Source organism: Macrococcoides bohemicum (assembly GCF_016865215.1).
In the GTDB taxonomy this organism is placed as follows: domain Bacteria; phylum Bacillota; class Bacilli; order Staphylococcales; family Staphylococcaceae; genus Macrococcoides; species Macrococcoides bohemicum.
In genome coordinates this window covers 2,156,996-2,180,664 of record NZ_CP054482.1, presented here as the reverse complement: position 1 = coordinate 2,180,664, position 23,669 = coordinate 2,156,996, and the positions used below count along the sequence as shown (strand labels likewise).

The following is a 23,669-nucleotide window of genomic DNA, read 5'->3' as shown; positions in this document are numbered from 1 at the left end:
TGATGTTATAGTGTATCGTAACAAACATTTAGAGGTGAACAACTTGAATAGAACTAAAGAAACAACAGTTTGGGGTCGCATGTATAACATATTAAATCTTGCTGTTGTCGTATTAATCATTATCCGACTAATTACTGATATGAACTTTAATATGTTAATCGTATGTTCGTTTGCAGCTTTACTTGTACTTGGACTACTGGATAGTTTAGACCGCAACGCATGGCGTGAGAATATGTTCCGTCATATCTTTGATCTTATATTGCTTGTATTATTTGCAGTACTTTATTTCGGATAATATAAATTGTCATCAATAAGACTTCAATGCTATTGAAATAATTTCCTTATTCAACTTATAATGAGGAATATTATTAAATAGATTGGAGTCTTTTTATTATGAAGAAAACAAATGTGTATTTTAATCACGATGGTGGCGTGGATGTGTCAGGAAGCCCGAACTTGTAAAATCAAAATTGGCGGATCACCAATTTCAGCAACAAAGTCCAACTCGAAATTGGAGGATCACCAATTTCAGCATCAAAATCCAACTCGAAATTGGCGGATCACCAATTTCAGCATCAAAATCCCGCCCGAAATTGGAGTATCACCAATTTCGTCCAACCATCACCAATAAACAAGTCCGATATCGACAAGATATCGGACTTGTTTTGTATATACTTAATTGCTAATAATCGTTATCAGTACAATAATGTAGCACAATACATTTTTACTTGATACACTAAATAAAAAATGCATAGGAGAACGATAATGTTTAATATATTCAAGAGAAAACAGGAAAAGACAAACGATATGTTAACTGTTCTAGGGGTTGATGATCGCGTACGTGGTACTGCAGGTGAGGAATATGTGCATCACGAACAGCAAATCACTGAACTGATCAAGCCGATTAAAGAAGTGGAAGCGAAGACGACAATCGACGGACTGCCAAATAATATTTACTGGATGGTTGGGCATGTCATTGTAGAAAATGAATATCGTTTAATACCGAACGCTGCTAATACTGAAATTGCTGGATTAGCAAAATATTTTAAATCGGGAACGAGCCCTGATGACTTTGATGAAGATATTCCTTCGTTTGATACATTGAAGTTATTGCTTCCACTTCAGACGAAACGTCTATTAGGTGGGATTTGCGATCGCGACGAACTAAGTATTAAGAATGACGATATCGAATTTGCTGCCAACCATATGACGCTTCATCTCGGGCAGCTAAAAACGATGCATCAGCTTATAATGAACAATGACTAGGGGGTAAATTTTATGAGAAAACAATTAGAAAGTCCAACATACTTTCATCACGTTGAACATTTAAAACATCAGCAAGGCTCTAAACGCACACTATGGGCGTCACTTTACATCACATTATTCTTTACGATTGTAGAAATTGTCGGGGGGATATTATCTAACTCACTTGCATTACTATCTGACTCAATGCATATGATGAGTGACGTATTAGCATTAGGATTATCGATGCTTGCTATTTATTTTGCATCAAAAGCACCAACAGCTAAATATACATTCGGATATTTACGTTTAGAAATATTAGCAGCATTACTTAACGGCTTAGCACTTATCGTCATTGCATTAGGTATCACATACGAAGGGATTATGCGTATTTTACATCCGCAAACAGTTGATGTTAAATTAATGCTGATTATCTCTACAATCGGACTTATCGTCAATATTATCTTAACATTCATCTTAACCCGTTCATTAAAAGGTGAAGACAATATCAATGTGCAAAGTGCACTTTGGCATTTTATCGGAGATTTATTAAATTCAGTAGGCGTTATTGTTGCAGTGATCATCATCTACTTTACACACTGGACTTTAATTGACCCAATTTTAAGTATCATCATTTCAATTATCATTTTCCGTGGAGGATATAAGATTTGTAAGAATACTTGGGATATTTTGATGGAGCGAGTACCAGATGGATTAGATACTGATAAAATTATTCAGACGATGAAAAATCATCCGGCAGTTGTTGATGTGCATGAATTCCATCTATGGTCAATTACAACTGATCATCCATCAATTACAGCGCACGTTGTTGTTGAACCTTCAACAGATGATAAGAACTACCAGGTCATCAATGAACTCTCAACGATATTAGCTGATAAATACAATTTAAAACACGCAACCCTTCAAATCGAACATCTGGAGAAAAATAATCCGGACAATGCATATTTTGAAGAGGTTAAACATCACGAATAAAACCGTGTGCAGCAATTGCTGTACACGGTTTTTTATAGATAATTATGATAGTTGATCTTTTGGAATAGGCGAAACATCTGATAATTTATATACATTATGGCTAATATATTGTAGCTCATCTAAATAAAAGGTAATGTAACGTAGAAGACGTAATAATGTCAATTCATCATTATTTGTTTCCATAATACGATCATAATTGAGTTTTCTACAACGGAGACGCATAAATGAAGGGGCCTCATGATACAGGTCATTCTGGTAAATAGAACATGTCCATCTGTGATTGAAACGATCGAAGATTTCATAGTTGTTTAGTGCGTTCAAGATGTATCCCCCCTTTATATTAAATTAAATATATCACGTTCATTGTTTGAATAATACAATAATAAATTACAAAAATAAATAATAATTAATTTATATTTGCTATTAAATTGCATGATTGAAATCAAGTGGTGGATAACAAATATGGAAAACTTATTGAGTTAATTACTTTATACGATTTATAAAATTAATTTAAATTAAATTTATCATGATATGAAAATAATAGTTAATTTTATTTCTTATAGATAATATTGTAAAATAAATATTTCAAATTCATTTGACATAACATATAATGGAGAGGATAACATAATAATAGATTGGGTGAGGGATTTGAAATATATACTAGGCGTACTAGCGTGTGTATTTTTATTGTTTACAACAGGTTGCAGTAACCAGGAAGAAAAAATCATCAGTGCAAAAAGTGCAAGAAAATCTCAATATCTTTACCAATGGTCAGGAACGAAAAAAGATGATATTATGCTGGTCAATTCAGCAATGAAACACTTTTTTGATCGCTATGCAGATGCATATAATAAAAGTAATTACAATCTCCTCAAATCCACTGTAAAAGAAGGCTCAATCGCTGAAAAAGAATTAAAAAAAGAAATTAGCAGCGGTAATTATACAAATATGGAAGTATATAGTACTACAATAGATAAGATTACAACGCAAAAAGATGAATATGTTGCACTTGTGGGTAAAGAAATATCTAATTACGCATCGAATGGCAGAACATACTCTGAAACTGTTTTTCATTTTGCCTATGATCCTTCATTAAAGCAAATGATGATTACTCAAATTTCAGACGTTAATAATAGCGAACTTAAGGTTAACGATCAATCGCAAGCTCAAAAAAACACAAAAGGTAACGGCGTTGTGATCGATGTTTTATCTACAAATTTTAAAAATGAATTTTTCCTAGATAATAATCGATTTGCTGGCGGTATTTCTGAACAAATGAGTTTCCAGGTGATTAAGGATAAGTTTGGAGACTTCTCAGATCATACAACGATTAACCAAAAGAAATATTATATCTTCGGCAATGCTGGTATCAATTTTAATAAACAGTTAGACGATAAGAGTACAGGTGCTGAAACAGCACAGGATATGGTCATTATCCCTCCATACATGTTGTATCAGGATGTTCTTGCATTTTACGGGCAACCTAACAAAGAATTTTTAGAAAATACTAATGACCCGCGCGTTATCTATGAGAATGAATCAGGTAATGTGAAAGTTGCATTTCATTTATCAACAAATAAAAAAGAAGTAGAATATGTTGAAAAATTAAAATAAGTGAAACCCCTACAAATGTTTGTAGGGGTTTAATATTATTATACCTGAAAGCGTGAAAGAAATTTTCGCGAAGATAGTTTGCTTTTTTAGAGTACTCATACACTTCTATGGTAAAATAGAGGGAAATAACTGAATGGATGGTGTAGTCGTGCGTATATATAAATTGATATTAGCGGTAATGTTGTCCTTTGTGCTTGCGGCATGTAATAATGCACAACAAGACAAAGAAGAAACGAAATCTACTGAAACATCAAAAGTGAAGTCAGACACCCCTGAAGCAACAACAGAGCAACCATCAAGTGAAGCGCAGTCTGTTAAAGATAAGAAGAAAGAAGCACAATCAAAGAAAAAAATAAAACAAACAAAAAAATCTACTAAAGCTAAAGTGACGAATACAAACGAAACGGCAGCGAACTTAAAACAGCTGACGCATCAAACGATGACCGATTATTTAAATGCAATGCCGAATGCATTTAATCAACGTAATTATAGTATGATTCGTCCCTTTATAAAATCTAACTCTAAAGCTGAAGAATATATATTAGCGAAATTACCAACAGGAAGTTTTGATAATTATCGTATTACCGCTCAGAGCATAGATCAAATTGATGTTAGAAATAGATATGCGCATGCCATTGTTACTCGTACGCTATCATCAAATGCTACAGGGGGACAATTGAAACGCGTTATAACAGTGTTTGATTTCTACTATAATAAACAAACAAAAAAAATGGAGCTATATGATTTTAACGATAAAGTAATATTTGATGTACATGATAACGCTCCAGCTACACCGAAAACTTCTTCGGCGCAACCTAAACAGCCAACACAACAAGCCAAAGGTGATGCAACGACATGTATTCAAACACGATTACAATTAAGTTGTGAAGGTATAAGTGATACACAGTTACGTAATGCATACAACACAATGGTGAGCGCAGGTACTTTACCTCAAGCAGCTGACAATGGATGTATTACTTGTACAATTAAAGCAGCCTATCAGTTAAAAGATCAGCCGGTCGCTTCTCAAGTAAAGGTGAAAAGTTTACCTCAAGCTGTTCAAATGGCATCCGACAAATACCGTAAAAAGGTAGAAGCTTATTATTCTGAAATGGATATCGCAATTGTCGGTGCTGAACCGATAAACGGTAAAGATATTCAGGAAGATTTAGGTGGAAAGTACTATAAAGTTAAAGCGATAGATATTCAGTCGAAAGAACTATTACAAACATATAAAGTATATATTCAAAGCGGAAAAATAATCGCTGAATAAAATCTATTTTATAGATACAAAAAACGTCAGAAATTAATCTGACGTTTTTTAATTTGTGGTTTATTTTACTGGATAAAATATAGTAATGCGACGAAGTGACAAAGTGCACCGGCAAAGATAAAGAAATGCCAGATCATATGGAAGTAATGACGATGTTTTTGTGCATAGAACCATGATCCAACACTATACATCACACCACCTAAAACGATAAAGGTAATAAACAACCAGCTCGCTTTTGTAATGAGCGCTGGAAATAAGAGGATACCTAACCATCCCATAATCAGATAGATTGCAAGACTGATTTTAGGATTAACATGTTTTGCGGTCGATTTATAAACTATACCTGCAATCGTAATAACCCATTCGATAATCATGATACTGATACCTAACTTACCACCCACTAGACTTAAAGCCACAGGAGTATAAGTCCCCGCAATAGCGATATAAATTAAAGAATGGTCGATAATGCGCATCACGTATTTATGAATCGACTTCGGGGGCATAAGATGGTAAATTGCTGATGATAAGAACATAAGAAAGATGCTGATTAAAAATACACTGATACCAAAAGCAAATGTTGTACCATGTTCGATATATGTCTTGATGGCAAAATAAGGCAGGGTGAGTAATATAAGCAAAGCGGGCACACCATGAGATACCGAGTTGCCTACTTCTTCACCGAATTTCAATTCTTTTATATCTCTGAAATTATAGTTAGGTGTTTCCGGTTTCATCTGATCATTCCTTTAGTATGCGTTTTTATCTTATTCTAACATATAATTAATGATTATATGATTTTAGACTATTCGTAAAAAATAAATAAAATGTGTCGAAATCAGTGATGAATTCACTGAAAATTCTAAATTTACAGTGATTTGTTACAGTTATGTTACAATGTAAAACTGAATATATTATTTAATTAACCATATATTATGAAGCGTTTTCAAACGTTGATATATCAGTGTTTTATTGAAATGGCAAACCATTCTTTAATTGTTAAGTGAAATATAAAAATTGTCGAAACTAATAAAAAGAATTTTTATCTCAATTCATTACCGAACACCTGGAAGTGTTGGTATAATTCAATTGAACACAACTTTGTTCAAAAAGTGTTCGTATTTCAAATAAATATTATTACTTATTACTAAATAATCATTTGAAAGAAAACTGTAATGTCAAAAGAACTGTATATATGCAATAATAGATTTATTGAAAAAGTTTGGCAAGGAGGAACGAAATTTGAAAAAGAAATTAATTTTTGCGGCTACAACTGCATCAGCTGCGGTTGCTACTTATTCACATCAAGCAGAAGCAGCAGAACATAAAGTACAACCTGGCGAGTCATTATGGTCTATCGCCAACCAATATAATACTTCGATTGATCAGTTAAAGTCGTTAAATCAATTATCATCAAATCTGATTTTTCCTTACCAAACTTTAAAGGTATCGGGTGAAGTAACACGAACAAATGCGACAACTTCAACGACAAATGTGAGCCGTCCACAAAGTGGTACAAGCACGGGTAATACACATGTAGTTCAATCGGGTGAGAGTTTATCGATCATCGCAGCAAAATACAATACATCTGTAGCACAGATTATGAAATTAAATAATTTATCTGGTTATTTAATCTTCCCGAATCAGAAATTAAAAGTAACAGGAGCAGTAAGTACGACTATTCCTATGACAACAACATCTACAAATTCAGGCACAACTGGTGCAAAAGTACATATAGTGCAACATGGTGATTATTTAGCGAAGATTGCCAGCCAATACGGTGTTTCAATCCAAAGTATTAAACAATGGAATAATCTATCATCAAATATCATCTACTCAAATCAAAGATTAATCGTTAGTGGGAATGCAGTTGCCGCTACTATTCCGACAAGCGACGTGCAAAAAGCACCTGCTAAAGTTGTAACAATTCCAGTAGTCACAAAAACACCGGTGTTTGCACATGCTAATTTGTATGACTACGGTCAATGTACATGGTATGTATTTAACAAACGTGCTGCAATCGGAAAAGGTATTTCAACGTATTGGTGGCATGCATACAATTGGGCAAGTGGTGCACGTAAAGATGGATACACAGTAAACAGCACTCCGGCAGTTGGTTCAATGGCAACAACTACTGATGGCCCATATGGGCACGTGGCATTCGTTGAACGTGTCAATGCAGATGGAACAATCATGGTTTCAGAAACGAATTATTTAACGCCTTCAGGTGTTGTAGGTTATAGAACACTTACATTATCTCAAATGAGCAGATATCAATTTATACATTAAAGAGGAGAGACGATTGTCTCTCCTCTTTAATTTTGTCTATTTAAATAAATCTTTTATGCCTTTAATCAAACCATCGATTGCAGCATCTAATATTCGATGCAGCGCTTCGCGAATTTGGAGTCCGATATCAGTTTCAGCTTTACTTTCTTCAGCTGTACTATTAAAGCCTTCTCCGTCTGTATTGACGAAACCTTTAATCGACCAGATCTTCAAACCTTGCTGTTTCGCCTTTTTTTCGGCTTGCAACAATCTATCTAAATAATCCTTTTGCTGATAAACATAACCAACACGAGCATAACCTTGCTGAACGAGTAGTTCATTAATCATCGTATTGCCACAATATAGATAGACTAAATCTCTGCCGTATCGATCTTTCTTACCTTTCGTGTCATACTGAATCTTTAAATCACATGTTTTTACAATAGATTCTGTAAAGCGTGCCGCTTCAATCGCATACGGTTGAACGGGTGTGTTAGGCTTTTTTGATTCAGGCGTGTCAACAAGTAGTAATCTCACTGTCTTTTTTCTGTTATTTACTTTTACAGAAATAGTATCGCCGTCAATAGCGCGATCAAATGTTGCATCAATCTTAGGCATGTCTGTTTGAAACATGCTCAAATTTATTGTTAAAGCTAAAGCAGATAATATCAAAATAAACCCTCATTTTTTAAAAGATGTTTCTATTATACACAAACGTATGTTCTGTTTCAAATGAGATAGTGCTTTATCAAGTAATACTTGTTCGTTATAATGAATATAATAAAGAAAAGCAGGTGAAGCTGATGAAAGAAATACATGATATTGTTGCGCATAACTTAAAGATGTATCGGACTGATAATGGATTAACTTTAGATAATGTATCGCGACGTACAGGAGTTTCAAAGACAATGCTGTCGCAAATTGAGCGAGGAGATTCTATTCCATCAATTACGACGGTGTGGAAAATAGCGAATGGTTTGAAGATAAGTTTCACAGCATTAATCAAGTCTCCTGATCAAAAAGTAGATATAAAGAAAAAGTCAGAATTAATGGAGATGACCGGAGATGATGGAAGATATCGTTTATACCCATTCTATCCATTTGAAAGCGGACACCCATTTGAAATGTATCAGTTTGAAATTGAGCCAGGTGGTGTATTCGCAGCAGAAGCCCATCAAAACGGTGCTGAAGAATATATTATGATCTATGATGGCATGCTCAATCTGAAAGTACAGAATGAAGATTATCAAATTGGAAGTGACATGTCGATTCGCTTTGATGCGGATGTCCCTCATGTGTATATCAATATAGGTGAAGGCATCGTTCGTGGTACGATGACCATCTATTATCCGGAGCAAATGCTATGAAAAGACATGGCGTTATCTTATGTAGTATCATCGCAGTCATTGCGACACTACTCGGACAATTGTTTCCGATTATCGGTGGTATCATCTTTAGTATTATTCTTGGTATTATCATCAGTAATGCAATAAAGCTACCTGATCAATATCAACCAGGTATTAAATTCGCTTCCAAGAAAATATTACAGTATGCCATCATTGTAATGGGATTTACGCTTAATTTAAGAGTAGTAGTAGAAATGGGATTATCATCTTTACCTATTACATTAACGACAATAACAGCAGCGTTACTCACAAGTGTATGGTTAGGGAAAGTTATGAACATCGGAGAAAATATTAGAACATTAATCGGTGTGGGAACAGCAATTTGTGGCGGCTCTGCAATCGCAGCAGCAAGTCCGATTGTGGATGCAAAAGAAGATGAAATCGCATTCTCATTATCAACGATCTTTCTATTTAATATTATTGCAGTATTCATCTTCCCGGTTATTGGACATACAATTGGCTTAAGTGATATTGGATTCGGTCATTTTGCGGGCACAGCAATTAATGATACGAGTAGCGTCGTTGCAGCTGGATATGCCTATTCTGAAACAGCCGGTGACACCGCAACAATCATTAAACTTGTCAGAGCACTGATGATTATACCGGTCTGTCTCATACTCGTAATGGTACAACTTAAGAAAAGCGAGAAGAGAGCGTTTAGTATTAAAAAAGTCTTCCCGTGGTTTATTCTATATTTCTTTCTGGCAAGTGTAGTGACATCAATTATTAATTTGCCTGAAGCAATAATTTCGTATATAAAAATGCTATCAACCTTTATGATCAGCATCGCGATGGCAGGTATCGGGTTATCGGTAAGTATTAAGCAATTCAGGTCAATTGGAATTAAGCCTGTTTTACTAGGTGCAAGTGTATGGTTCGTTGTAGCGGGTATTAGTTTAATAATGCAGTGGCTGTTAAATATCTGGTAGGAGTGTTTATATGATGAAGAAATTTATATTGTCGTTTGTCATTGGATTAATTGCGATGGTATTAAGAAGTGACAAGAAAGCACAATAATTAATAAGAGCCTGTTAAAGGGCTCTTTTTTTATTGGCAAAATTCATTAATACATTGTATATTAATTGTGTGTTAACAAATGTTAAATGAGGTGACTTAATGTTTGTAAAGCAACGTGAATTAAGTAACTATGAACGTTATCTTTTAGAAGTAAAAGACAGGATACAAATCGATAAATATGATAGTGATAAATTATTCACTTTAGAGAAAGGACTGTTAGGTGAAGCGTATTTTTATGAAAGTATTAAAGATTGTGAAGGTGGCGCTAAAATATGGGACTTGCGATTAAATATTAAAGGGGAATCACAATACGACTTTATTATTGTATCGAATAAAAAAATCGTTCACTTTGATACGAAGTATTATGAGGGGAAATATAATTATAATAACGGCGTATTTATGAGTGAATATAATTACGTTATCAATAATCCGCTACATAAATTGGACATGCAACACAACAAACTGCAGGAACTCGTAAGGAAATTAGGTATTAACTATGAAGTGCTAAGTTATGTGATTTTTGTTGGTGAGCAATTTGAAGTTATCGGATACAAAGGAGATAAGAGAATATTATTTAATAAAGATTTAGATAGGATAGTTGAAAGCCTAAATGAATGCGAAGTAACAGAAGAAGAAATACAAATAGCACGCAATTTATCAGCATATTATTATGATAAAGGCGTGTATGATCGCATCTATTATTATCCATTTGATTTGATGAGAAAAGGAGTAAAGTGTGCGAAGTGTCATAGGTTTTTACCTCTAATGGAGAAAAATGCGAAAAAAGTGAGATGTGCTTGTGGATGTGAATATACTAAAAAAGAAATCGTACGGCTTGCCTTTGATGCAATACATTTACTGAAGAACACAAGTGTTACTTCTGGAGATATCTTCGACTTTACTGGTGTTGGGAAGACAACGATTAAGAAAGTGCTTAGCAGAGAATATGAAAAAATCGGCGTTAATCGATCGACTGCATATGTGACGAGTAAATCAGATGGCATGTTAATTAAAGAAGAAGTTTATTTGTATAAGGTAGAAGTTATGAAATCCAACGAGTAAGAGTCTTCAGAATCAATTTGGCGCCACTTCCGTAGACGATATTAAGAAATCCAACGAGTAAGTGCCTTCAGAATCAATTTGGCGCCACTTCCATAGATGATATTAAGAAATCCAACGAGAAAGTGTCTTCAGAATCAATTTGGCGCCACTTCCGTAGATGATATTAAGAAGTCCAACGAGTAAGTGTCTTCAGAATCAATTTGGCGCCACTTCCGTAGATGATATTAAGAAATCCAACGAGTAAGTGTCTTCAGAATCAATTTGGTGTCACTTCCGTAGATGATATTAAGAAATCCAACGAGAAAGTGTCTTCAGAATCAATTTGGTGTCACTTCCGTATACGATATTAAGAAATCCAACGAGAAAGTGTCTTCAGAATCAATTTGGCGCCACTTCCGTATACGATATTAAGAAATCCAACGAGAAAGTGTCTTCAGAATCAATTTGGCGCCACTTCCGCAAACAATACCTAAAAAAATACACGGAAACATAAGTTTCCGTGTAAATATTATTATTCAGCCTTCAATGGTGCAACTTCACGACCCAAATCAGCTGGTGCAAGAGGATTCTCGCGTTTTGGTATAGGCTTGTTCGTAGATTTCAGTTTCTCAGGTACTTTGCCATTTTGTGCTGAGGTCTTCTTCGGTGCTTCGTTTATTGTTGATTTCTCAAGATTAATTTTCTGTGTACTTTCTGAGAATTCACCAAGTTCATTTTTATTAGCATCTTTTGTTAAGTTCACGACACTATCTATAAATGTTCCAGTACCGTTAGCAACTAAACGATTTGATACATCATTGAATGTTGTGTTGTGGAATGTTGCTGTCGTATTATTTGCGTAAACTGCAGATATTGGTGAGCGTTTGCCATCAATTTCAATGTTATTTACGACTGAATTATACATATCAAATGAATAATTCTTCGGTTTCATTCCTTCAGTATAATAAACACCATGAACGATGTCATTACGACCAAAAGGTAGTAGATTCATTTCGACATTATTTGATCGTTCACGTAGTTCACCGTTTACTCCGGCAGCAATAAAGTAACTCTTAGCACGGGTCTTGACATCATCAGTATTCCAGTAAACATTACCATACGTAGATTCTACGTGGAAGGTTGTTTCATAATCATTGAATGTAGAATTCGTAACATTGATTGTTGTATTTTGATCTTTAAGCCAGTTTTCTTCATTAGCATCCTGTATCGTACCATTTTCATAAACGACACCGATCCAGCCCATATACTCTTTAGAGCGTTTTGAAGTTTTAGCGTTAGATATTACTTTATCGATATTAACCACAGCATCATCTTTATGACCGCTTAAATAAATCGCCATACCGAAACTATCAGTGATATCATCTCCACCGACATCTTCTAAATTTACATTTTGAATATTCACATCACGATATTCTTGAGCAAATATCGCATATCCACCATACATATGTTTATAGTTTACGTCATGGATATTTAAACTTTTCGTATTCGTAATTGCAATACCTTTAGTCATCGCAGTTTTATAGAAATCATCTGCTTTTTTCATTGTGAAGTATAAATCTTGAGGGTTTTTACTACCATCGATTGTTATACCTTCAATTTCGATTTCAGAAAGAGCATCTTTGTTTGAAGATAGACGCATTGTATAAAATTCTGGCGGGTTTGTCATTGGATTCTTCGGTTTGATGATTGCACCTTCACCCTTAATGTGTAATCCTTTAATATCATTTACTTCTATCGTTTTATTCGTATCATAAGTACCCTGTGGAATTACAACTTCAACAGCTTCTTCTTTTGACTTTTCAATTGCTTTTATTAAAGCGTCTGTATCATCTTTATTATCATCTGGCTTTGCTCCGAAATCTGCGACGTTAATTTGTTTAGCATTTTTAATAGAAGGAACTTTTTGAGTACCATTTTCTTGTGACGTTTCTTCGGTGCTTGTATCTTTTGACTTATCTTTCTGTGTATCCTGGCAACCAGTAAGTAATACTGTGAAAGCAACAGCTGGAATTAACCATTTTTTCTTAAAAGACATTATTTATTCTCCTTTGAATCATAAAATTTATGATACAGTTCATTCTAACATATAAAGCACATGTACCTGTTAATATATGCTATACATATCAGTGTATAAAACAACTAAATTCCTATAAAACGCTATCTAACCATTAAAATCTTTACTATAATAAAACTAACTGACTAAACAGGGGGATACATTTGTGAACTACTTTTGGCTGAATTGTGGATACAATAGATTTAATCACTTCGAAGATTTAATGGGACAAGTTTCAGTGTTCGACTCCACAGTACACTTTAACCCGAATGAAGGCTATACAGCGTTTAAACGCGCAGTGCCTGGTGATAAAGTTATCTTCTATCAAGTACAGAATAAAATAGGTCTACTTGGAACAGGATCTGTCTTAAAAGTTGAAGAGCCGAGACGTGGACAGATTAAAATACACTTTAAATATGAAGAGAAGCTATTGCCATTTACAAAAGAATATTTAATTCGAGATGAAGGGCTTAAACTGACGATTAATGGTATGAAAGAGCAACTGCTTAATCCATTACCTGAAGTAGACTATACAAAGATAGTACGTGTTGGGCGAAATGAAGAGAAGATTAACCGTTACTTTATAATGAAGGAAGACATAGATTTTGAAGCGGATGAAACATATATAATCTATGTACGTAACATTAATGGCGTGAACCGTAATGGATTTAAACATTACGGACAAATGCAGCCTGGTGATAAAGTGATTATCTACAGGACAACGCCCGAAAGAGGGATTTACGGAACTGCTAGCGTAATAGAAGGAATGCAACAAAATCAACCGATTCCAGGAAGAACTGACAGCACAGCAGTAAAGATAAAATATATAGAAGACATTACGCCACGTACCATCTATGAACTAGACCGTGAACCACAATTACGTGCGCAATATTTCTTACATGAGAAGTGGAATGAGTCGATTACTGAGATAACTCGTATACAATATGAAGCGTTCCTCAATCCATCTGAAGAAACACCGCTTATCTCGACTTCTATACAGCAAACGATTGAAACAGCTAGCTACTCAGCGAAGAAAAATATGCACAGTGCATATAAGCAAGCACAAGCAAGTGATATGCTAAGCCCGATACATGGCCTGAATAAACCACAAAATAAGACACAGCTTGCATTACCGAATGATATAAATAAATTGTATACACCATCGGAACCGTGGAAGATGATATACGTATTTAGCTTACCAGAACATTTTAATGGGATAGCAACTGCTATTAAGTATTTGCAGCTAAAACGATCACAACTCAAAGTTTTTACTGCAGGAAGTGATTGGACGATGGGTAATTTATATGGACAATACGTCAAAGAAGAAGAATATACCGTGCTTCACCAAGGTATTATTACCGAAGCGCTATCAAGTGCTGTGCAATGCGATTTATTAATAGAAGATTTTGATCAAATAAGTGCAGGACAACTGAAACCATTAATTCACGCTGCGCAAGGTGAACATGTGTCGTTACCGATTATGACAGAACTTACACGCGCGACATTAGGGCAGTCAGAAGCGGCAACGTATCAATTGCATAAAGACTTTAAAATCGTTGCAATTACAACGCAATCAATAGAAGCATTTAAAGCGCAGTATCCAATTTATATGCACCCATATATGAAATTTTATGCATATAGCTAATAATTAAATATGACAAAACAATTTCTATTTATTAAAATAATATTTATTAACAAAATTATTTTATGAAGAGTGGATAAGATGAAAACAATTGATGAAAAGTTGTTGTTACTGTATAAATATTTGGAAGAACATGATTTCTTAAGAGAAGAAGTTGCAGAGTACATTGAGATTACACCGAGGCAGTTATCACGACTTATTAATCAGTGGCAGGACGAAGGAATAATAGAATATATCGGTGGCATTGGCCGAGGCAATTATTCAACGATAATATTCAACGTTGATATCGAACAACAAGTTATAATGGATATCATTTCCAACTTAAATGATTATTCTATTGAAGAAATAACACATATATTGTCACTCCCTTTAAATGAATCTTCTAAGAGGCTTATTGAAGGTTTGTTTAACAATGCTATTCATGCAGAGAATACGCAAATGTCACCACTTAAAGAGCAAAAAGGCACAGTAACGATGGATTATATTTATCGGCTTCCAGAGAACTTAAATCCACTCCAACAAACAGACATAGCTTTAGATACGCTTTTGTATAATACAATGGATCGATTATATACAATTTCAAATGACATGACGTTTACATCCAAACTTGTTCAATATGAAGTGGTTGATGAAAATAGTATTACTTTATATTTATATCAGGATATTACGTTTTCTAATGGGAAGAATTTGTTGGCAGTTGATGTTGTAAATTGTTTAGAGACATTAATTAATCATGAGTGGCATAAAGAAAACTTAGACTACATTTATAAAATTGAATTAGTTGATTTATTTGCATTAAAAATCTATTTTGATGCTGACTTAGACAAATTGAAGTTTGATTTATCGAGCACTTTTTCAAGCATTTATATTCAGGAATTTGATGCTTTTATTGGTACAAACACATACTATATAGCATCAATAAAGGATAGTTATATTCAATTAACAGCACGCCAAACATCTCATCATGCTTTACCTGAAATTAACGATGTTTTTTTAATGAAAAGTTACGCAAGTTATGAAAGCTTTATTAAAGATAAACATTGTGAAGAAGTTGATAAATATGCGAAGATGACAAAATTTGTAATGATGAATCCTTGCTTTACTCAATTAGATTTACAAGAAAGACGGGTTCTTTTGCATTACATAAAAAAATATTACTACCAAGATTATGAAGATCTAACATTAGAGCAATATTCGATAACTAAGAAATCAATTGTTATGGGGATACCTGACTTAACAAGGCATAAAGTAATACCACTTTATCAGTACCTTAAAGCAGTTGGATTTAACATAGCATCTGTAGAGTTGCCCTTTGATTATTTTATTGGTCAGAATAACAAAGAAATACAATGTGATTTTGTAATATTAGGTCATACTTACAGAGAAGAAACATATTTTTATAAACTGATGAACTATACGCATATGAGACAATGGTTTGATTGTTTACCGGAAATGAGAATGTTAAAAAAAGAATACCTTGTAAAACCACTCAATAAATGGAAAAAACTAGAACAAGGTTACTCAGACTTCTTAACAAATAATGCTTATTTCATGATTACAAAACAGAAGAGAAGAAAGTTTATCGTTTTGAAGGGTCAGAAAAATGTTAAATTTAACAATGATGGTATAATTATATTCGGAGATATACTCGTAAGATAAGTGTAAAAGGGGCAATTTTAAAATATCTCTTATTAATTTGTATAATAATGTTTATTATAAAATTAAAAAAATAAATTTATTTAAAAATTTAAATTTTTATAACTTTGTAGGAAGTAGCATGTGATTAAAATGGATAAAAGATTATTATATTTAGAAAAATATATCACCGATAATATAGAAGATGTTACTTTGGCAGAATACTTAAATATATCAAATCGACAATTATCAAGACTATTAAAGCAATGGGCAGATGAAGGCTATATTAAATATACACCGGCTGTAGGTAGAGGTCGAAAAGCTGAAATAACATTTATTACTGACGTCGAAAAAGAATTATTCTACTATGCGATGAAACATCATAAAAATATGACACTCCAGGAAATCAATGATTTTCTGGAGTTGCCGTGGGATGATGAATCGAAAGAAGTCATTGTTAAAAAGTTGAAAGAAAGTTTTAAACAAGAAGATAGTAGTGGTAATATGGTTGTCGATTTCGTGTATTCAATTCCTTATACAATACACCCACATATCTCTCAAGATATAATCAGCTTCCAAGTGATTACGCAGACCAATAATACGTTATATAAACTTGATAAGGATAACAAAATCCTAAATGAAATCGTAAAGTACGATGAGTGGAAAGAACAAACACTTCATATATACTTACATAAAGATATTTACTTCAATGACAAGACTAAACTCACAGCACAACATGTGTATGACTCACTTTATGCCTTGATGTTTGAATCAAATTATCGTATTTATTTTGGCAACGTGAACAAAATAACAATCATTGATAAGTACTATTTAACGATTGAACTATGTGAGAGAACAGATCATGTTAAGTATTTGCTTGCCGAGCCATTTGCATCAATCTTTAAAGTGAAAAATGGGGAACTTCAAGGTACTGGCCCCTACTATTTGTCTTTTAAAGATGAAAATGAAATTAAACTGTCACTAAATCCTTACTACAAACGTGTCGTTCTAATCGAGGAAATACTATTGATTAAAAACCGTAAACGTTTTCTGGAATATATATCATCCAATAAATATGACAAATCACTATCTAAAAGAGTCTATATAGGTAACGATATGCTCGTCTTTAATCCGAATACGACATTCTCTTTAGAAGAACGACATGTCATTATTGAAGCGATGTTATACGTTCTATATGAAGATAACATCAATAACTGGAAGAATTTTAATTGGCTGCTTGATGAACCACAGAGCAGAGGAATTATTTCTAACATTTCCAGACCTGTACGAATGTTAGTCGATCAATACAACGCTGAAATCATGGAAAAGGTGAGAGACGAACTAAATAAAACAGGTTATTATATAGAGCTTATATATACAGAACATCACAATTATTTAAGCACAAGCTTGAAAGAATATGATGTTGATATTGTGTGGATGTCAGAAGCATATAATCAGAAACAACCATTTATGCTTTACGATTTACTATTACATTGTAAATTTAAAGATTGGTATATCGATGATCCAAATTGCATAGAATTTATTAAAAATTATAGATATGAAAATTTTGATCAGCTTGAAAATATCGCAAAAACAATTCTACAATCTTTTGAAGATAGATATTTATTTGCAAATGTACTATTAAAGCAGAAAGTCTTCTTCTATCCTTCTGTTGTAAAGTATGTAGATGAAGATAAATATGGTTATCTTGATTTTGGTAATGCAATATTAAAATAAAAACATATGTGAGTTCACAAAAATGTCGCAATTAAACAGTATATATTAGTATATCAATCAGGAACTAAGCTAAATGAATAAATCGTTAATTTGTAAAATTAAGCTAGACAACTAAAAAGCCTTCTGTGCTAATGTAGTGAACCCAAAAGTTGAACTTTTTATTATGCTACTTTTATTAAAGCAAGATTTCTGTATTCTACAGGAGTCTTGCTTTTTAATTTTCACTTCTTTCTTACGAAATTATAATATTCTATATACTTATTAATTTCATTTGCTAATTCATCGTATGATTCAAATGTCTCACCATAAAACATTTCTTGCTTTAAGATCTATGCATTTTTTAGAAAATAGCATTAATACTTGTTTCCTAGGTAACAGTGGTGTTGGAAAGACGGACCTGGCAATCTCATTAGGAAATAGAAGCATGTAAACAAAATATAAAGACTAGATTCTATACCTTTAAAGATTTAATAGACTTATTAACTGACTCAGATTACAAAGGAATCATCAATAAAACATTAAGGTAATTAAATAGAATAGAGTTACTTATCATTGATGAAATTGGCTATACTCCCATCACTTAAAAACGAGCGGATTTATTTTATCAGTTAATGTCACTAAGATACGAAATGAAATCAACAATAATTACGACTAATATTCCCTTTTCTGGCTGGGGTGAGCAATTCAGTAATAAAATCGTATCAGCAGCTATAATTGATTGATTAATTCACCATTCTAAAGTATTTAAAATTACCGGGGAATCATATCAATTAAAAGATTATAAAAACGAAAAATCCTTAAATATACGACATTCATAAATCGCTAAAAAACGACATTTTCAAACCGCCATAAAACTATATTCATAAACCGCTATTGATATAAAGCGATTCGTCGTTTTAAAAAACTAAAAGAAGACATTTATCAGTAAAATGTCTCTTTTAAAAAAAGTTTATATCATTTAAGATATATAACAGAAATTAATTTAATATCTATATATACTAAGGGGAATATATTCACTTTTTACACCATTGTAATAATAAGTTCTTTAGTGGTTTTTATTTATTATTAATAATAAATAAAAAAGTTTTAGCTATAAAAATAATTAAATAATATAGTATGGATTTAAATTTTGTTATTTAAAATTCTGTAAATTTAAAATTTAAGAGGTGGCATATGTCAGAATCTAAAAAGAAAAGATTTTTCAAGATTAGTGTTATTGATGAAAAAGTTAGATTTAAGTTGTATAAATCTGGTAAACACTGGGTTAAAGCAGGTATTAAAGAGTTAGAGATGCTTAGAATTTTAGGTATGCCAATGATTGTTAAACAAATCAGTGATAAAGAAAATATTCAAAACAAAGCTGCTGATAGAGTTAAGAATGCAGCAATTACAGGGACGACCATGGCTGGGGGATTATTAACAATAAATTTATTAGATAATAATCAAGCTTTTGCAGCATCTGACCTTCCTATAACTTCAGATTTATCTTCATTAAGTGAAACCGTTGCTAACCAAAACTCTACAGTAATTTCTAATTCAGAAAGTGCAGTCAGTGAATCTGAATCTTTAACTGGTGATTCAACTTCATCAAGCGAGAATTTGGAAACACAGGAACAGGATAGTTCTAGTGAATCTTCAAGTGGTACTACAGAAGAAAATCAATCTGTTAGTGAAAGTGAAAGTATTTCATCTTCAATGAGTACTTCTATATTAGAAAGCGAATCACTTTCAGAAAGTAAATCAATTTCAGAAAGTGAATCAATTTCTGAAGAGAAAGTTAACTCTAATAGTTCAGATGAATCATTATCATCAACGAAAGATAGTACAAGCTTGACAACGGATAGTGAAAGTTCTGATTCAAACTCAGAAAGTGTTGACTCATCTTCGAACTCAGAAAGTGTAACTAATAATTCAGATAGTGAATTAATTTCTCAGTCAGAAAGCCTTTCACAAAGTGCATTAGAAGCTGGAACATCTGTAAGCGATTCTAATATTGATTCTGACTCTTTAAATAGTCTATCAATGAGCGAATCTGTTTCAGTAAGTGAGAGTCTTTCAACTTATTTTAGTGAAACTCCTACTGTTAACAAAGTAATAACTTTGGGATCATTTAGTACGATAAATACATTAGCAGCAGCTGGACAGACATTAACATATACGGGGGCTGGTACTGATATAAATTACAATGTTCCAATTTACTATATATTAAAAACTTATAATGATGGAAGTAAAGTGACATTCACATATACAGTTACCTATGATAATCCAAATACTACTACAGTGGAAAAAGCGCCATCCACAATGTCTAGTAGTTATGCTATATATAATACAGGAACATCTAACCAAACTATGTTTACATTAGGAAGTGGGTTTGGTACACCTTCTGACGCTACTAGTTATATTACTGATTCAACTGGTACAAAAGTTAGTACCCTGGAAACTAGAACAACACCTATGGTTAAACAAGGCAGTGGATATACTTGGGCTAATGGATACCAAATGAATGGATATTATGCAAAGTTAGGTTCTGGGTTAACGACGACTTGGACAGCTCCTCTCAATGCTACTGGTGATACTTCATTTAAATTTGATCCTTACGCAACATCTGTAACTGGAGGGACAGACTTTTTTAATAATCAGTTAATCACTGTACCTGATTCAGCAAGTGTTTCAACAAGTACAAGTGTAGCGAACTCACAGAGCACAAGTGTAGCGAATTCGCAGAGTACAAGCACAAGTGTAGCGAACTCACAGAGTACAAGCACAAGTATAGCGAATTCGCAGAGTACAAGCACAAGTATAGCGAATTCGCAGAGCACAAGCACAAGTGTAGCGAACTCGCAGAGTACAAGCACAAGTATAGCGAATTCGCAGAGTACAAGCACAAGTGTAGCGAACTCACAGAGTACAAGCACAAGTATAGCGAATTCGCAGAGCACAAGCACAAGTGTAGCGAACTCACAGAGTACAAGCACAAGTATAGCGAACTCACAGAGTACAAGTACAAGTATAGCGAATTCGCAGAGCACAAGCACAAGTGTAGCGAATTCGCAGAGCACAAGCACAAGTATAGCGAATTCGCAGAGCACAAGTACAAGTATAGTTAATTCTCAGAATACAAGTACAAGTGTAGCGAACTCACAAAGTACATCGACATCAGTATCTGAATCAGCGAGCGCGTCAACGTCAATCTCAGATAGTACTTCATTAAGTACATCAGTATCTGATTCAGCAAGTACATCAACGTCTGTATCTGACTCAACAAGTACATCAACATCAGTATCTGACTCAGCAAGTACATCAGTATCTGATTCAGCGAGTACATCAACATCAGTATCTGATTCAGCAAGTACATCAACGTCAGTATCTGATTCAGAGAGCGCGTCAACATCGATCTCAGATAGTACTTCATTAAGTACATCAGTATCTGATTCAGCAAGTACGTCAGTGTCTGACTCGGCGAGCGCGTCGACATCAGTATCTGACTCAACAAGTACATCAGTATCTGACTCAGCAAGCGCGTCAACATCAGTGTCTGATTCAGCAAGTACGTCAGTATCTGATTCAGCAAGTACATCAACGTCTGTATCTGACTCAACAAGCACATCAACATCGATCTCAGATAGTACTTCATTAAGTACATCAGTATCTGACTCAACGAGCGCGTCGACATCAGTATCTGACTCAACGAGCGCGTCGACATCAGTATCTGACTCAGCAAGCGCGTCGACATCAGTGTCTGATTCAGCAAGTACATCAACATCAGTGTCTGACTCAGCGAGCGCGTCAACATCAGTGTCTGATTCAGCAAGTACGTCAGTGTCTGACTCGGCGAGCGCGTCGACATCAGTATCTGACTCAACAAGTACATCAGTATCTGACTCAGAAAGCGCGTCAACATCAGTATCTGATTCAACAAGTACATCAGTGTCTGATTCAGCGAGTACATCAACGTCAGTATCTGACTCAGCAAGCGCGTCAACATCAGTGTCTGATTCAGCAAGTACATCAACATCAGTGTCTGACTCAACAAGTACATCAGTGTCTGATTCAGCGAGCGCGTCAACATCGATCTCAGATAGTACTTCATTAAGTACATCAGTATCTGACTCAACAAGTACATCAACATCAGTATCTGATTCAGCAAGTACATCAACATCAGTGTCTGACTCAGCGAGCGCGTCAACATCAGTGTCTGACTCAACAAGTACATCAGTGTCTGATTCAGCAAGTACGTCAGTGTCTGACTCAGCGAGCGCGTCAACATCAGTGTCTGATTCAGCAAGTACGTCAGTGTCTGACTCGGCGAGCGCGTCGACATCAGTATCTGACTCAGCAAGCGCGTCAACATCAGTGTCTGATTCAGCAAGTACATCAACGTCTGTATCTGACTCAGCGAGCGCGTCGACATCAGTGTCTGATTCAGCAAGTACATCAACATCAGTGTCTGACTCAGCGAGCGCGTCAACATCAGTGTCTGATTCAGCAAGTACGTCAGTGTCTGACTCAGCGAGCGCGTCAACATCAGTGTCTGATTCAGCAAGTACGTCAGTGTCTGATTCAGCAAGTACGTCAGTGTCTGACTCGGCGAGCGCGTCGACATCAGTATCTGACTCAGCAAGCGCGTCAACATCAGTGTCTGATTCAGCAAGTACATCAACGTCTGTATCTGACTCAGCGAGCGCGTCGACATCAGTGTCTGATTCAGCAAGTACATCAACATCAGTGTCTGACTCAGCGAGCGCGTCAACATCAGTGTCTGATTCAGCAAGTACGTCAGTGTCTGACTCAGCGAGCGCGTCAACATCAGTGTCTGATTCAGCAAGTACGTCAGTGTCTGATTCAGCAAGTACGTCAGTGTCTGACTCGGCGAGCGCGTCGACATCAGTATCTGACTCAGCAAGCGCGTCAACATCAGTGTCTGATTCAGCAAGTACATCAACGTCAGTATCTGACTCAGAAAGCGCGTCGACATCAGTATCTGACTCAGCGAGCGCGTCAACATCAGTGTCTGACTCAGCAAGTACATCAGTATCTGACTCAGAAAGCGCGTCAACATCAGTATCTGATTCAACAAGCACATCAACATCGATCTCAGATAGTACTTCATTAAGTACATCAGTATCTGACTCAACGAGCGCGTCGACATCAGTATCTGACTCAACGAGCGCGTCGACATCAGTATCTGACTCAGCAAGCGCGTCGACATCAGTGTCTGATTCAGCAAGTACATCAACATCAGTGTCTGACTCAGCGAGCGCGTCAACATCAGTGTCTGATTCAGCAAGTACGTCAGTGTCTGACTCGGCGAGCGCGTCGACATCAGTATCTGACTCAACAAGTACATCAGTATCTGACTCAGAAAGCGCGTCAACATCAGTATCTGATTCAACAAGTACATCAACATCAGTGTCTGACTCAACAAGTACATCAGTGTCTGATTCAGCGAGCGCGTCAACATCGATCTCAGATAGTACTTCATTAAGTACATCAGTATCTGACTCAACAAGTACATCAACATCAGTATCTGATTCAGCAAGTACATCAACGTCAGTATCTGACTCAGAAAGCGCGTCAACATCAGTGTCTGATTCAACAAGTACATCAACGTCAGTATCTGATTCAGCAAGTACATCAACATCAGTATCTGACTCAGCAAGCGCGTCAACATCAGTGTCTGATTCAGCGAGCGCGTCAGTGTCTGACTCGGCGAGCGCGTCGACATCAGTA

Annotated in this window: 20 protein-coding genes and 2 pseudogenes; 16 read left to right on the top strand and 6 right to left on the bottom strand. The window is 34.9% G+C overall.

Translation table 11 applies throughout. The annotated features are described in order from the left end of the window. The first annotated feature begins 43 nt into the window (after nt 1–43). The 3 genes from HT586_RS11370 (at nt 44) to HT586_RS11360 (ending at nt 2,235) form a co-directional block, all read left to right on the top strand. Nucleotides 44–295 (top strand): hypothetical protein, encoded by a 252-nt coding sequence (locus tag HT586_RS11370; RefSeq protein WP_203545836.1) that lies wholly within the window; start codon nt 44–46, stop codon nt 293–295. A 470-nt stretch (nt 296–765) separates the two neighbouring features. After that, complete coding sequence (locus tag HT586_RS11365) at nt 766–1,266, top strand: hypothetical protein (protein ID WP_203545835.1); 501 nt, start codon at nt 766–768, stop codon at nt 1,264–1,266. 12 nt (nt 1,267–1,278) lie between these two features. After that, nucleotides 1,279–2,235, top strand: a complete 957-nt coding sequence (locus HT586_RS11360; RefSeq protein ID WP_203545834.1) for a cation diffusion facilitator family transporter — start codon at nt 1,279–1,281, stop codon at nt 2,233–2,235. 42 nt (nt 2,236–2,277) lie between these two features. Here the strand turns inward: HT586_RS11360 and HT586_RS11355 are convergent, their stop codons facing one another. Beyond that, the gene (locus HT586_RS11355) at nt 2,278–2,556 is read right to left on the bottom strand and encodes a hypothetical protein (RefSeq protein ID WP_133354175.1); all 279 of its coding nucleotides are present in this window, start codon (nt 2,554–2,556) and stop codon (nt 2,278–2,280) included. Between the two features lie 327 nt (nt 2,557–2,883). On the opposite strand from HT586_RS11355, the gene HT586_RS11350 reads away from it, so the two are divergent. Both HT586_RS11350 and HT586_RS11345 read left to right on the top strand, forming a co-directional pair. Next, the gene (locus HT586_RS11350) at nt 2,884–3,849 is read left to right on the top strand and encodes a TcaA NTF2-like domain-containing protein (protein WP_188018592.1); all 966 of its coding nucleotides are present in this window, start codon (nt 2,884–2,886) and stop codon (nt 3,847–3,849) included. A 133-nt stretch (nt 3,850–3,982) separates the two neighbouring features. Further along, a complete protein-coding gene (locus tag HT586_RS11345) occupies nt 3,983–5,122 on the top strand; it encodes a TcaA NTF2-like domain-containing protein (RefSeq protein ID WP_203545833.1) in 1,140 nt (379 codons plus the stop codon). Between the two features lie 65 nt (nt 5,123–5,187). On the opposite strand, the gene trhA is transcribed toward HT586_RS11345, so the two are convergent. Further along, nucleotides 5,188–5,856, bottom strand: coding sequence for a PAQR family membrane homeostasis protein TrhA (gene trhA, locus HT586_RS11340; protein WP_133354173.1), 669 nt, complete (start codon nt 5,854–5,856; stop codon nt 5,188–5,190). A gap of 505 nt (nt 5,857–6,361) precedes the next feature. Here trhA and HT586_RS11335 point away from each other — a divergent pair. Further along, a complete protein-coding gene (locus tag HT586_RS11335) occupies nt 6,362–7,408 on the top strand; it encodes a LysM peptidoglycan-binding domain-containing protein (protein WP_188018595.1) in 1,047 nt (348 codons plus the stop codon). Nucleotides 7,409–7,444: 36 nt separating this feature from the next. Here the strand turns inward: HT586_RS11335 and HT586_RS11330 are convergent, their stop codons facing one another. Then, a complete protein-coding gene (locus tag HT586_RS11330) occupies nt 7,445–8,059 on the bottom strand; it encodes a thermonuclease family protein (protein WP_203545832.1) in 615 nt (204 codons plus the stop codon). A gap of 131 nt (nt 8,060–8,190) precedes the next feature. Here HT586_RS11330 and HT586_RS11325 point away from each other — a divergent pair, with 131 nt between their 5' ends. The 3 genes from HT586_RS11325 to HT586_RS11315 all read left to right on the top strand — a co-directional run bounded on the left by HT586_RS11325 (nt 8,191) and on the right by HT586_RS11315 (nt 10,872). Beyond that, entirely contained in the window at nt 8,191–8,754 is a 564-nt protein-coding gene (locus tag HT586_RS11325; RefSeq protein WP_203545831.1) for a helix-turn-helix domain-containing protein, read from the top strand. Beyond that, nucleotides 8,751–9,722 carry a YeiH family protein gene (locus HT586_RS11320; protein WP_203545830.1) on the top strand — a complete coding sequence of 324 codons (972 nt, stop codon included), beginning with the start codon at nt 8,751–8,753 and terminating at the stop codon, nt 9,720–9,722. Before HT586_RS11325 ends, HT586_RS11320 begins: the two co-directional genes overlap by 4 nt. Before the next feature lie 187 nt (nt 9,723–9,909). Further along, a complete protein-coding gene (locus HT586_RS11315; RefSeq protein WP_203545829.1) occupies nt 9,910–10,872 on the top strand; it encodes a nuclease-related domain-containing protein in 963 nt (320 codons plus the stop codon). Nucleotides 10,873–11,383: 511 nt separating this feature from the next. On the opposite strand, the gene HT586_RS11310 is transcribed toward HT586_RS11315, so the two are convergent. Further along, on the bottom strand, nt 11,384–12,907 hold the full coding sequence (locus HT586_RS11310) for a glycosyl hydrolase family 28-related protein (protein WP_096077948.1): 1,524 nt from the start codon (nt 12,905–12,907) through the stop codon (nt 11,384–11,386). 184 nt (nt 12,908–13,091) lie between these two features. Here HT586_RS11310 and HT586_RS11305 point away from each other — a divergent pair, with 184 nt between their 5' ends. The 3 genes from HT586_RS11305 to HT586_RS11295 all read left to right on the top strand — a co-directional run bounded on the left by HT586_RS11305 (nt 13,092) and on the right by HT586_RS11295 (nt 17,939). Beyond that, on the top strand, nt 13,092–14,570 hold the full coding sequence (locus HT586_RS11305; protein WP_203545828.1) for an EVE domain-containing protein: 1,479 nt from the start codon (nt 13,092–13,094) through the stop codon (nt 14,568–14,570). A gap of 78 nt (nt 14,571–14,648) precedes the next feature. Continuing rightward, nucleotides 14,649–16,226 carry a periplasmic substrate-binding domain-containing protein gene (locus HT586_RS11300; RefSeq protein ID WP_203545827.1) on the top strand — a complete coding sequence of 526 codons (1,578 nt, stop codon included), beginning with the start codon at nt 14,649–14,651 and terminating at the stop codon, nt 16,224–16,226. Between the two features lie 129 nt (nt 16,227–16,355). After that, nucleotides 16,356–17,939 (top strand): ABC transporter substrate-binding protein, encoded by a 1,584-nt coding sequence (locus HT586_RS11295; RefSeq protein ID WP_238999361.1) that lies wholly within the window; start codon nt 16,356–16,358, stop codon nt 17,937–17,939. Nucleotides 17,940–18,160: 221 nt separating this feature from the next. Here the strand turns inward: HT586_RS11295 and HT586_RS12650 are convergent, their stop codons facing one another. Next, a complete protein-coding gene (locus HT586_RS12650; RefSeq protein WP_111746766.1) occupies nt 18,161–18,253 on the bottom strand; it encodes an IS3 family transposase in 93 nt (30 codons plus the stop codon). On the opposite strand from HT586_RS12650, the gene HT586_RS12645 reads away from it, so the two are divergent. The 3 genes and pseudogenes from HT586_RS12645 to HT586_RS12640 all read left to right on the top strand — a co-directional run. Then, a complete protein-coding gene (locus HT586_RS12645) occupies nt 18,226–18,369 on the top strand; it encodes an ATP-binding protein (protein ID WP_407943974.1) in 144 nt (47 codons plus the stop codon). The genes HT586_RS12650 and HT586_RS12645 overlap by 28 nt on opposite strands. A gap of 181 nt (nt 18,370–18,550) precedes the next feature. Next, entirely contained in the window at nt 18,551–18,661 is a 111-nt protein-coding gene (locus tag HT586_RS12470; RefSeq protein WP_312040080.1) for an ATP-binding protein, read from the top strand. Nucleotides 18,662–19,112: 451 nt separating this feature from the next. After that, nucleotides 19,113–19,238 (top strand): annotated as a pseudogene (locus HT586_RS12640) (KxYKxGKxW signal peptide domain-containing protein); the annotation flags it as partial. Between the two features lie 1,337 nt (nt 19,239–20,575). Here HT586_RS12640 and HT586_RS12655 read toward each other — a convergent pair. Further along, nucleotides 20,576–21,028, bottom strand: a complete 453-nt coding sequence (locus HT586_RS12655) for a hypothetical protein (RefSeq protein WP_203545825.1) — start codon at nt 21,026–21,028, stop codon at nt 20,576–20,578. Between the two features lie 64 nt (nt 21,029–21,092). Here HT586_RS12655 and HT586_RS12635 point away from each other — a divergent pair. Then, a pseudogene (locus tag HT586_RS12635) lies at nt 21,093–23,540 on the top strand (hypothetical protein); the annotation flags it as partial. Between the last annotated feature and the right edge of the window lie 129 nt (nt 23,541–23,669).

Excerpts from the sequence above, each read along its gene's own strand:
- HT586_RS11365 (WP_203545835.1), top strand. The coding sequence starts at position 766 with ATGTTTAATATATTCAAGAGAAAACAGGAAAAGACAAACGATATGTTA.
- HT586_RS11360 (WP_203545834.1), top strand. The coding sequence starts at position 1,279 with ATGAGAAAACAATTAGAAAGTCCAACATACTTTCATCACGTTGAACAT.
- HT586_RS11345 (WP_203545833.1), top strand. The coding sequence starts at position 3,983 with ATGGATGGTGTAGTCGTGCGTATATATAAATTGATATTAGCGGTAATG.
- trhA (WP_133354173.1), bottom strand. The coding sequence starts at position 5,856 with ATGAAACCGGAAACACCTAACTATAATTTCAGAGATATAAAAGAATTG.
- HT586_RS11325 (WP_203545831.1), top strand. The coding sequence starts at position 8,191 with ATGAAAGAAATACATGATATTGTTGCGCATAACTTAAAGATGTATCGG.
- HT586_RS11320 (WP_203545830.1), top strand. The coding sequence starts at position 8,751 with ATGAAAAGACATGGCGTTATCTTATGTAGTATCATCGCAGTCATTGCG.
- HT586_RS11315 (WP_203545829.1), top strand. The coding sequence starts at position 9,910 with ATGTTTGTAAAGCAACGTGAATTAAGTAACTATGAACGTTATCTTTTA.
- HT586_RS11310 (WP_096077948.1), bottom strand. The coding sequence starts at position 12,907 with ATGTCTTTTAAGAAAAAATGGTTAATTCCAGCTGTTGCTTTCACAGTA.
- HT586_RS11300 (WP_203545827.1), top strand. The coding sequence starts at position 14,649 with ATGAAAACAATTGATGAAAAGTTGTTGTTACTGTATAAATATTTGGAA.
- HT586_RS11295 (WP_238999361.1), top strand. The coding sequence starts at position 16,356 with ATGGATAAAAGATTATTATATTTAGAAAAATATATCACCGATAATATA.
- HT586_RS12645 (WP_407943974.1), top strand. The coding sequence starts at position 18,226 with ATGATTCAAATGTCTCACCATAAAACATTTCTTGCTTTAAGATCTATG.
- HT586_RS12650 (WP_111746766.1), bottom strand. The coding sequence starts at position 18,253 with ATGTTTTATGGTGAGACATTTGAATCATACGATGAATTAGCAAATGAA.
- HT586_RS12470 (WP_312040080.1), top strand. The coding sequence starts at position 18,551 with ATGTCACTAAGATACGAAATGAAATCAACAATAATTACGACTAATATT.